11 protein-coding genes are annotated in these 11,361 nt (G+C 37.1%); 1 reads left to right on the top strand and 10 read right to left on the bottom strand.

The window, feature by feature from the left end; all coding sequences use genetic code 11:
- Positions 1-62: 62 nt before the first annotated feature.
- Entirely contained in the window at positions 63-923 is an 861-nt protein-coding gene (locus DRF67_RS06155) for an alpha/beta hydrolase (protein ID WP_115927425.1), read from the top strand.
- Positions 924-970: 47 nt separating this feature from the next.
- Here the strand turns inward: DRF67_RS06155 and DRF67_RS06150 are convergent, their stop codons facing one another.
- From DRF67_RS06150 to DRF67_RS06105, 10 genes are all read right to left on the bottom strand, one after another.
- Positions 971-2,725: a discoidin domain-containing protein gene (locus DRF67_RS06150; protein WP_115927424.1), complete on the bottom strand. Its 1,755-nt coding sequence runs from the start codon at positions 2,723-2,725 to the stop codon at positions 971-973.
- Between the two features lie 27 nt (positions 2,726-2,752).
- Complete coding sequence (locus DRF67_RS06145; RefSeq protein WP_115927423.1) at positions 2,753-3,778, bottom strand: hypothetical protein; 1,026 nt, start codon at positions 3,776-3,778, stop codon at positions 2,753-2,755.
- 4 nt (positions 3,779-3,782) lie between these two features.
- On the bottom strand, positions 3,783-5,270 hold the full coding sequence (locus DRF67_RS06140; RefSeq protein WP_228435748.1) for an NAD(P)/FAD-dependent oxidoreductase: 1,488 nt from the start codon (positions 5,268-5,270) through the stop codon (positions 3,783-3,785).
- A 79-nt stretch (positions 5,271-5,349) separates the two neighbouring features.
- Positions 5,350-6,864, bottom strand: coding sequence for a polyamine aminopropyltransferase (locus DRF67_RS06135; RefSeq protein ID WP_115927421.1), 1,515 nt, complete (start codon positions 6,862-6,864; stop codon positions 5,350-5,352).
- A complete protein-coding gene (locus DRF67_RS06130) occupies positions 6,857-7,072 on the bottom strand; it encodes a DUF350 domain-containing protein (RefSeq protein WP_115927420.1) in 216 nt (71 codons plus the stop codon). Before DRF67_RS06130 ends, DRF67_RS06135 begins: the two co-directional genes overlap by 8 nt.
- Positions 7,073-7,084: 12 nt before the next feature.
- Positions 7,085-7,279: a hypothetical protein gene (locus tag DRF67_RS06125; protein ID WP_115927419.1), complete on the bottom strand. Its 195-nt coding sequence runs from the start codon at positions 7,277-7,279 to the stop codon at positions 7,085-7,087.
- Complete coding sequence (locus tag DRF67_RS06120) at positions 7,276-8,733, bottom strand: DUF4178 domain-containing protein (protein WP_115927418.1); 1,458 nt, start codon at positions 8,731-8,733, stop codon at positions 7,276-7,278. The genes DRF67_RS06125 and DRF67_RS06120 overlap by 4 nt, the downstream gene beginning before the upstream one ends.
- A gap of 3 nt (positions 8,734-8,736) precedes the next feature.
- Positions 8,737-9,096, bottom strand: coding sequence for an S-adenosylmethionine decarboxylase family protein (locus tag DRF67_RS06115; RefSeq protein ID WP_115927417.1), 360 nt, complete (start codon positions 9,094-9,096; stop codon positions 8,737-8,739).
- Positions 9,097-9,117: 21 nt separating this feature from the next.
- On the bottom strand, positions 9,118-10,041 hold the full coding sequence (gene ctlX / locus DRF67_RS06110; protein WP_115927416.1) for a citrulline utilization hydrolase CtlX: 924 nt from the start codon (positions 10,039-10,041) through the stop codon (positions 9,118-9,120).
- Positions 10,042-10,106: 65 nt separating this feature from the next.
- Positions 10,107-11,021 (bottom strand): dimethylarginine dimethylaminohydrolase family protein, encoded by a 915-nt coding sequence (locus DRF67_RS06105; protein WP_115927415.1) that lies wholly within the window; start codon positions 11,019-11,021, stop codon positions 10,107-10,109.
- Positions 11,022-11,361 lie beyond the last annotated feature (340 nt).

The raw sequence follows: 11,361 nt of genomic DNA, 5'->3' as shown, positions 1-11,361 counted from the left end.
TCAATCAATTATTTTGTACCGTGAACCCGTTGATTCTTCAGCGGGTTTTTTATCTTTAATGTATGAAAATAAAGTTGAGCAGTGTACTTATTATCTCTACCACATTATTTTTTCTTCTGATAAACTGTAAAGACAAAACGATCAGTTTTGATAACAAAGTCAGTTTTAATAAAGAGGAAAACATTTCATATGGTAACCACTCCAGTCAAATCATGGATCTTTATATGCCTGTCCAAAATGCTGATATAAAGAGAGATGTCATTATCATGATCCACGGTGGCGGATGGCGCTCCGGAAACAAATCACAACTTACCTTTTTTGGACTGTCTCTTATGAAAAAGTTCCCCTGGTATATTTTTGCTAATATCAATTACAGGCTGGCGTCAGCAACAGATTACGCCTTACCTGGTCAGCTTGATGATATTACTGCTGTAATGGATTTTTTAGAGAATAAACTTCATTATAGTCCTCAATTTATTTTATTGGGAAACAGTGCTGGTGGGCATTTGTCAATGCTGTACGGATACCAGGCTGATCACTCGAGAAAAATTAAAGCTGTCATTAATATTGTGGGGCCTACAGATCTGTCCGATTCGGGTTTCAAAAATTACCAGGAATATTCATTTTTGGAAAAACGATTGGTTAATCCCCGGTGTATCGAACCCGGAGGTTCAAGTTTCAATTTCGCCAGTCCTGTTTACTGGATTTCAGAAAACTCACCTCCGACTTTATCTTATTATGGCAACTCTGATCGTGTCATACCTTCTACCCAGGAGAAAATATTAGATTCAGCTTTAACTAAAAACAATGTTATCCATGAGTCTTATCAATTCAATGGTGGACATCTGGATTGGGATAAACAGCCCAATGATAAGTTTCTTATAGATAAAATCGAAGCCTTTCTTAAGGCAGACAAAAAATAACACGTTCTGATATTTCAAAACGTGTTATTTAATATCTTTATTTTAATTTATTCAGATTTTGCAACGGCTGTTCTTTCTGAAACTCCGTTAGCATTGAAAGCTTCGATCTGGAAATAATAAGCATCTGTTCTGTCTGCTCCTGTAAAAAAATATTCATTCTTTCCGTATACCATAATACTTCCGTACAATTTATCAGGAGACTTTCCGAAATAGATTACATAGCCGTCTGCATCAGGATTCTGCTGCCATTTCATCCAGATACTTCTTCTTTCACCATATTTCTTGGGGTCAGCTCTTAAAGGCACAAATCCCTCAACTTTGGCTGGCTGCTTCCCAGCTCCTTTTCCAAATACTCTGAAACCGCTCAGTGCAAATTTTCCTGTAGGCATTTTCAGATTTTCCATTTTAAGGAAACGGGCTTTTGCAGGCTGCTCCAGTTCTACATAATCGTGAGGAACGTCTTTCGTATTTTTGCTTTTATCCACAATCACATTCCATTTCTTCCCATCATTGGAACCGTAAATCTTATATTGATGCATTTTTCCTAAAGTTTTCCCCATAAACTCGGCATCCTGGTCCGCATAATTGATCTGGATGGCATTGATTGAAGAAACTTCACCCAAATCCGTCTGGAACCACTCTCCTGAATTTCCGGTCTTGGCACTCCAGTAGGTTTTGATATCTTCATCTACAGCATAATTAGGCTGATATCCACCTAAAGTAGATGAAACCTGAACGGGTTTATTATAATTCAACAGCATCCATCCTGCAAAAAGACCTTTGGAAAAATCTTTTCCCTGTGCATATTGGGGAAGATAGGTAGGATAATCTCCATAGGCAGTATTGCAATACATCACATCATCTTTATCGAATCCTGCGGGCCAGATTCCAAGCCTTCTCTCAAAATTATTTTTAGTGGAAATAAAGATGGTTGAAATGTGCCACCAGTTTTTGTAATTGTCTTCGAAAGTTGCTCCGTGCCCCGCTCCTCTGGCAAAACCACCCGGCTTATAGGAAAACGGATTATGCTGTTGGTATTCAAAGCCCTCCAAAGGATTTTTACTAACGTATACTCCATCAGAATATCCACTGAATTCTGTTGCCGGAGCACCATACTGCATATAATATTTCCCATTATGCTTTGTCATCCATGCTCCTTCTACAAAAGGCTGAAGAAAAACGTTGTCATTATATTCCCCAAACCTCTCCCATCCGTGATCTTCAGGTTTTAATTTAATAATAGGCTTGACGAAACCTTCCGACTGAAGATTTTTTACTTTTACTTCTGTACCCAGGAGAGGCCATTCGTTACTTGAACCCCAATACAGGTATAGTTTGTTTTTGTCTTCATCATAATGGAATGCCGGATCCCATGCTCCTACTTTTAAAGTATCTACCGCAATTTTCCAATCGTCTTTGGTAGGATTAGTACTTTTCCAGATCGGAAAGTCCTGCTCCCATGTAGAACCGTAGACATATAGCGTATCTTTCATAGCCCAAACTGCCGGAGCATTAAGGTCGTGGATATATTTATGATCCCTCAGAAACTTTCTTTTTACAAATTTCCAGTCCAGCATATCGTCACTGTACCAATACCCCTCCTGATTGGTGGAGAAAAGGAACAGCTTATTTTTAAAATTAACGATGACAGGATCTGCTGTAGCCCGATGCTTTCCCTGTTTTGAAAAAGACTCAAAAGGAGTATAACCATAATCAATATTAATGGGATTGCAGAATGTTTTCTGCTGTGCTCCAACAATCATTCCAAGGAAAATTGCTAATGATAAAAAATATTGTCTCATTTTTAGACTTTAAAGATTAAGGCAAAGTTAGCTAACTTTTTTTGGTTTTCTCCAAATAAAGCCATCCAAATGATAATGAGTAAGCTGTGGAACAACCAATAAAGGAACAAGGAACTGAATCAGTTTTTCTGAGATCAATAGATTCAGGGAAAAGTGTTCATTCCATACTAAAGTTTCCCATAAAAATTCTTCCAGAAAAGCGAATAGCAAAATAACACCTACAAACAAAAAAATTCCTGAAAAAGATTTAAAAATCAGCATTCGGTTCAACTGATGATTTTCTTTTTGTCGTATTTCCCGGATATAAATCAGTGCGATATAAGGAATTCCATGAGAAATTACATTCAGAAACGTAAAAAGGAGATCATTGTTAAAGTATACGATCCCGAAATACCAGGAAAGAAAAGTTCCGATGATCAAGGTAATTTTGGGGATATTTATATTTTTCGTTTTAGAAACTTCAAATACAGTTTTGGCGGTCCAAACAATCAGAATTACAAAATATAATGGTGTAATCCAAGGAATATAATCAGGTAGGTTTTGAAGCCAGTCAAATTCATTGTTTACAAACCATGTAAAAGCACGAGGGGTCTTAAACCAGTACAACATGGGATAGACTGTAGCGGAATAAACAGCCATTTCATCTATTTTTTTACTCCAGTTATTCGGTTCGAAGCGGGCATAAATTCTCATAAAGCCATATTGCTGACGTACAAAATGAAAAACAGCGATTAATGCCAATACCGACCAGAAGGTAAGACTTCCGAACTGAAACAGGATACAGCCAAAGACCCAGCTTACAATAGGAACTCCGAGATAAAGCAATCTATTTTGCTGTATTTTCCCCTTTACAAAATAGGTTTTGAACAATGTAGAATATACATGAGCCACATCCACAAAAACAATCAGGAAAAGCCATGTATAAAAGGAATAATAGTCTTCCAACCCCTGAATCTGTTTCTGAAAAAGAAAAATGACAAGCAACACCAAAAAAGGAGGTGATAAAATAAACCAACAATCAGTTTTTGCGTTATGTATCCAGGGCTGTTTCATTCTTTTATTTTATCATTTGTTCAGCTGTTCGTATTCCCTGATAAAAGGCCTCTTCAAAAATAGATATTCCTGAAAGATCGGAATGGGCAAAGAAAATTTTACCTTCTACAGGCTCTTTCGCTGATTTGGCTTCTTCACCAAAAATCTGGTTGGGAACCGGAGCGATCATGGCATGTCCCATTTTATGAAACTGCATTTCCAGAATGAAGTCTTCTATCAAAGGATGTGCTTTCTTCAGATCATCCAAAACTAAAGTTTTAAGTTCGGTTTCATTCATCGCGTAGAGTTTTTTCCGTGCTTTTTTACAGTCTCCTGTCGAAAAACTCTTATAATGGGTAATCACTTTTTCTCCTATTATCTGGTTCAGATTCTGGTGCTGGTCGTAGATATATCCCAATCCGGAAGAACCGTAGATGACATTATCCCACGCCAGCTCTTCATCTCCTCCGAATTCATTCTTCAGCGTAATAGTTGTTAAAAGCCAGGGAACATAATGAAAAGATGATGCTTTTTTATGATTAAAAATCCTTTCGTTGACAAACTGTGGTGAGGCAAACAGCACTTTATCTGCAATAATCTTTATGGTTTTCTTTTGGGCATTATCAAAGCTCAACACCTCAACATTATCATTGATTTTTACATCAAAAACAAGATTTTCGGGCATATGTTTTCCCTCAGTGTATTTTGAAAAATATTTTGCAAGCCTTGCATTTCCTTCCGGCCATGTGAACACCTGATCTTTATACTTATTACTCCAGTTATTTTTTCTTCCAGCAAAATAATGGATTCCTGCCCATGCTGATACGTAGTCTATTCCCAATCCGAAATCGTCTCTGCAGGAATAATCCAAAAGCCAGAGAAGTTCTTCGGAGTGATAGTTATTTTCTTTGAGCCAGTCTTTGAAAATGATTTTTTCAAGCTTTATAACCTCATCTTCCCTGCTCGAATCATGTACAGGAATAGCAAACCAGTATTTTCCCTGCGAATCTTTCTTTATGCGAAATTCATCCATCAACTTAAAAAAGCGGTTAAACTCTTGCTGTGTTGTTGCTGAAATACCTCTTTGAGGCACAACATCATTCTGCCATGAATTTTTATAAAACAATCTTTCCTGCTGTGGAAAAGTCATTTGGTATTCATCAAGAACAGGTTCACCGTTTTCTTCTGTTCCGAGGCAGATTTTGCACTCTTTCAAAAAGTCTATAATTTCTATATTCTCTTTATTGGGTAACGGCAGATAATGTGCCCCTAAAGGGAATTTTGAAAATGAATTTTGTCCGTTTGAAGAATTTCCTCCCAGATGATTTTCCATTTCAAGGAGAAGGTAATCCTGTTCATTATTCACACTGAGAAATCTACATGCCGAAAGTCCGGTGATCCCACCACCCACAATAAGATATTTGGTATGGATAATTTCTGAAAACGATGGAAAATCTTTTGCCCAAAGTTTATGTCCTAGAACATGGTTAGTGGATGTGATTTTCAGAAGCAATGATTTTACCTTCTTTCCACAATAGTGCAAAAAGGGTAGCATTAAACTACCTAAAAATATCGTTTTAAGAAAATCTTTTCTACTGTACTTTCCCCCACTCTTCATCAAAATAACGAACTAATATCTGGTTGTCCAGACGGTTAACTTCTACGTCTTTCACTCTCATATCTTTATTAAAATAAGACATCTGTGAAAAGTTATAATCATAATATTTTAAGCCGGGAAGCTTTCTGTAGATTCTGTTGTTGATTGGTTCAAATGAAGCCATAGAAAATCCCCACTCTCCAAAAGACGGCACATAGGTATGATAGGCTGCTGTGAAAGGAAAAATCTGATTGATCGTTTTCTCTATACACCAGAAAGATTTGGGAGCGAAATACGGAGAGGTGGTCTGAACCACAATTTTGGTATCAAGGGTAGTCAGTTTCTCCAGTTCTTTATAAAACTGCAGGGAATAGAGTTTTCCTAAGCTGTAATTGGATGGATCCGGAAAATCTATGATGATAACATCAAACTTTTTTTTGTTCTCTTTCACCCAAATGTAAGCGTCTTTATTGATTACTTCCACTTTAGAATTGGAGAGGGAACCCTGATTTAGCTTACGCATGGTTTCATTGGTCTTAAAAAACTGAGTCATGTCTCCATCAAGGTCCACGAGCGTTATTTTTTTAACGTCTTTGTATTTTAATACTTCTCTTGCTGCAAAACCATCACCCCCTCCCAGAATCAGAACATTATCAATATGTTTGGCCATAGACATCGCGGGATGTACTAAAGCTTCATGATAACGGTATTCATCGGTGGAGGAAAACTGTAAATTATTATTCAGATACAGTCTGAATTCATGGGTATTTCTCGTCAAAACGATCCTTTGATACGGTGAGCTTTTGGTATATACTACATTTTCTCCATATAGTTTTTCTTCGGAATAAGACAAAATCGTATCTGAGAAAAAGAAAAGACCTAACAAAAAGGCAAATGCTGCAATTGACTTTATTTTTAATGCTAAAGGTTTTGATAATTCCTTTGTAAGATAATAGCACAAGAATATTGCGATAGAGATATTGATCAATCCAAAAAACAGAGGTGTTTTTACAATTCCCAATTTCGGAATCAGTACTAATGGAAAAAGAATTGATGCCAGCAAAGCTCCGATGTAGTCGAAAGCGAAGACATTTGAAACTAAATCTTTAAACTGAACTTTGTCTTTCAGAATGTTCATCAGAAGCGGAATCTCTACTCCAACGAGACAGCCCGTGAAAAAGACAAAAAGGTAGAGAACGCTCTCAAAATGTGCCAGTGTATTAAACAGAATAAACAGCACAACAGAGCTGATTCCGCCTACGATTCCTACAAGGATTTCGATCTCAATGAATTTATCAATAAGATTTCCTTTGACGAATTTGGCAAGATAAGAACCTACCCCCATCGAAAAGAGATACACCCCGATAATGAACGAAAACTGCTTTACAGAGTCTCCTAAAAGGTAACTGGCCAAGGCTCCCGCCACCAGCTCATAAATCAATCCACATGTAGCAATGACGAATACTGAGAACAATAAAAGCAGCTCAAGAGGAATCCTCTTCTTATCCATGAATTGCTGCGCTTATAATCATTGAAATTCCGATGATAAATGCTCCAAAGACAATAGCCAGTGCTATGTTTTTGTTCTGGGCGATCTCATGCCATGTTTTCTCCGGCGTCAACTTTTCGATAATGAAATAGCATAGCAGCAGAATTGCAATTCCTAAAAATGAGTAAAGAACCGAGTTTAATATGGGTAAGAAATTAATATTGTCCATAGTTTTTATATTTTATTTATGATAGTATCTGTAGAATCCTGCTCTGGAATGGCTTCTCGTGGTGCCGTCGCGGTATGTTTCTGTTTTTGCACAATCGCAGACCTGATTTCCCTGGTAGGTCAGGTATACAAACCAGGTCATAAAAAGTCCTCCCATCAGACAGAGAATCCAGTTTTGTTTTATATAATTTAAAATAGTAGTCATCATGATGTGGCATAAGGTGTATTTGAACTATTCTTCCATTTATTGACATTAAATAAATGTCTTCCTATCCACATTGCCACAAAGAGCGTAAGCATTATGAATAAAATAAATCCGAAGTTCCAGAATGAAACAGGAAGCCAAGTTGCCTTGAGCTGCACATAGGTATTGCTTGAAATGGGATCTGTACTGAGTTTAGGTGCTTCAGCATTAATCAGCGAGTCCAGCTTTTGAGTTCCGAAAGATGCCTTGGCAAGCCTGGCTACCTCCGAAGTGTCTTTTTCCAGTGTCTTTCCGTCTGCAAAGGTTGCACTTTGACCTTTAAATAGATCTGTAATTTCTATAGTTCCTAATTTATCACGAGATATTGTCACCTTTGAATCCGGAGACTGAAGGTTGGAAAACGTTGGCAAAGTCCCTTCTTTTTCCGCAGAAATAATAAAGTGATACTGTCCGGAGCTTACTCCACAAAGATTGAATTCTTCGGACTGACTACCTTCAGACCAGCTTTCTCCACCTTCGTAACCATGATATTGTTCAATATCTTTTGAAGTATAGATAATTTCATTGGTTTTTTCATTTACAAGACTCAGCTGGATGTTTGCCCAGGAATTATCAACCCCTGAAAACGCATTCACCTTTAAAGGTGCTGAGCCTCCTGAAAGGGTAAAGCTTTTGCTCACCATTTCTTTATCCTGTACATCTGCAAAGTTGATGGTCTCTTCAAAAACGGTTTCATTGGTTCTTGAAGTATATACGTACAGCTGAAGCAGGCATATCGTTAATGCGGCCACACAAAAGATGTTTACCATCTGCCTGATATTGAAATAATAAGGCTGAACGATCCCAATTCCTGTATAATAGGGCATATGAGCTATTCTAAAAGCTCTTTTAACATCGTGCTTTGAAATGTGAACTCCGTAAAAAAACTGGCTTTTCTTACCGGTTTTCTCCTGAGAGATCATACGGGTTCCGTTAACATATTCTTTGTAAGTAGCAATACTGAAATCCACATGCTCATCAAAAAAACCGGCTGCTGCATCAATACTGCATGGAGTATTCTCATACCAGCGATAAGTTCTTCCGAGATAAGTGGGTAATTTCGAATTTTTACTTTTAAAATCGTCAGGGTGCATTGAGGTTATGAAAACCCAGTGGCCATCACTCTCACTCAGGAAAACATCATTTCCCATGCTGTCTTTTAAAGAGTATTCACGCCAGAAAATACTGTTTCCATATTTCTTGACAACAATTGCTATAACGGTATATTCTACACCTTCAATTTTTCCTTTCTGTCCGACGACCAAAACAACGTTTTCCGTCGGCACCTTCAAATGCCTGATCTTCTTATTTCCGGCTACATCAATGAGATGAGAGCAGGTTTTACAAACATATTCCTCAATAGGAAAAGTAAGATCCAATGTATTTTCTGATTCGCATGCTGGGCAGACATAATGCATTCTTTATCTGTAAATTTTGTGTTTCTGAATGGTATTAGCTTTAAAATACTGAACCACCTCATCTGCAATCTGCTCTACTTTTTTGGTGTTATTCAGGGTATAATTACAAAGAAAAACATCAAAAGTAAGCTGTTTAAATTCCGGCCATGTATGGATACAAAGGTGAGACTCTTTCAGGATCAGCGCAGAAGTAAAGCTATCGTTTTCAAATATATGATTGGTTACTCCTACAATTTCTACATCTTTTGTTTTCAGAATTCCTTCTGTAAACGACAGAAAACCTTTGCTGTCTAATAACAAATCTTCTGACTCTGTTTCCAAAGTCAGAAGAATATGTAAACCTTTACTTGATAATGGGTTCAATTAATTTTTTTGGTAAATATATTATTTTTTGGGAAGAAATACCTCAGCAAGCATACATCTTGCACTTCCGCCACCATTTACTTCAATGGTATTCAGATCAGAATAGATAATTTCGCAGTATTTTTCAATAGCGGATACCTGATCTGTAGCTAAAGATTCGTATGCTGTCTGGCTCATCACCAGAAATTTCTCACCATCTTTGTTCTGGACCTGAAGCATATTTCCAGCAAACTGCTGCATCTGTTCTTCAGAGATCTCAATGATTTCTTTTCCTGAGGTCTTAATGACCTCAATTACTTTTTCGCGTTCCAGCTCATCATCGATACAGTCTAGGCAGATAACGACAAACTGATCCGCCACACACATCATCACATTGGTGTGATAGATGGGAAGTCTCTCTGTACCTACTGTCTGATAAGAATGGAAAACAACGGGTGTGAAACCATATTTTGTACAAAACTCCCTGAATAGCTTCTCATCCAATCGTAAAGAAACAGAACCATAGGCTATTTTGTTGTCATGATCAAATATCATACTTCCGGTACCTTCCAGGAAGTGCCCCTGCGTTTCAGAAAAAGACCAGTCGTCAATGTCAGTAACTTTGAAACCCTGGCTTTCTACAGTTTCAATGATATCTTCTCTTCTTTCTACTCTTCTGTTGGAAGCAAACATCGGGTACAATACCACTTGTCCGTCTTTATGGAAGCTTACCCAGTTGTTGGGAAAAATAGAATCCGGAGTATGAGGATCCAGCGTATCTTTTACGGTGATCACATTAACCCCTTTGCTTCTCAGTTTTCCAACAAAGGTATTGAACTCCGCTAATGCCTTAGACTGAATATCTGAACCTGTCTGTTCTACCTGAAAGTAATTGTTTTCTGCAGTTTCTGCGTTGTAACCGAATGCTATCGGCTCTATCATTAATACGGTATCTGTTGTTTGCATTTCTTTGATTTAAAAATTGAAAAATTGAAGATTGAAAGATTAAACTCTAAAACTCCTCCACTCAATTACTCCCTCACAAGCGGCATTGTAGAACATCTCAACAAACCTCCCATTTTGGATATTTCTCTATAAGGAATTTCTTCAACCGTCATTCCCCACTCGTTTCTTAAATGATCGTTCATTCTTGTGAATGCTTTGTCCGAAATTACCACTTCCGGAGAAATGGAGAAAATATTTGGGAACATTTCAAACATTTCTTCATCGTTGATATGGAAGCAATTTTCTTCGCCAAAAATGTCGATGATCAAACGGTAATCACTTTCATCTACAAATCCGTTTTTATAAATAATACATTTATCTTCTCCTATAGGGTTGAAGGTACAATCCAGATGCAAAATACCTTCAAACGGCACTTTATCATTTTTTTTCAGTTCAAGATCGATGATTCTTTTTTTCGGAAAATATTCCTTTAAAATTTCGATGGCATATTCGTTGGTTCTTGCCGTTTTATAGTTTCTATAGTCTTCGCTGAAACAGGTTCCTATAAACAGGAAATCGTTCCATACAATGACATCACCACCTTCAATATGGGCTGTTTCGGGTAGATTAATAATTTTTCTCCAGGCTACTTTTTCAAAAACACTTTTATATGCTTCCTGTTCATCTGCTCTATCTGCAATTACGTTAGAAATAATCATTTTATCATCAATGACAAAAGCGACATCTCTTGAAAATACCTGGTTATAGTCTTCAATAATACTTGGACGCAGTACTTCTACGTCATACTTTTTTAAAACCGCCTCGAAGGCGTTCATTTCGTTGATGATATCCTCCTCTCTAGGATAAATATTGTGTTCGATTGAGTAATATGACTTGGCGTCATAACTTTCTTCTAATGTGGGAACCGGCCCCAGTGAATTAGGCTGGCCTAGTACTACAGACCTCAGCCTACCCGTTTCGTTTTTAATGTTTAGTCTCATAAAGATTTATGCAATACTACAAATATAAGTAAAGGTCTCTACCTGTAAAACTTTTGGATTATTTTATGACTGAAATTTAGCCTCTGCAAGAACCCTCTTTTAGCGAAATTCTCCCTCCATTGAACAAATTATAGTATAGAGCATGCAAAAACATCTACAAACTACTATATTTCATCTACATAAGAACAAAAAAATAGATTTTTTTTACAATTTAACCTCCTACCTTAGCGATATCATTTCCGCGGAATTAGACATGCTAAAACTTTATTATTAACATCAAAAAAAACAAAGTCATGAACAACAACAAATCTGTACTAAAAAAAGCACGAAAATTAGAAAG

It is taken from the genome of Chryseobacterium pennipullorum (genome assembly GCF_003384725.1).
GTDB lineage: Bacteria > Bacteroidota > Bacteroidia > Flavobacteriales > Weeksellaceae > Chryseobacterium > Chryseobacterium pennipullorum.
The sequence above is the reverse complement of the archived record's forward strand: the minus strand, read 5'-3'. Positions and strand labels throughout refer to the sequence as shown.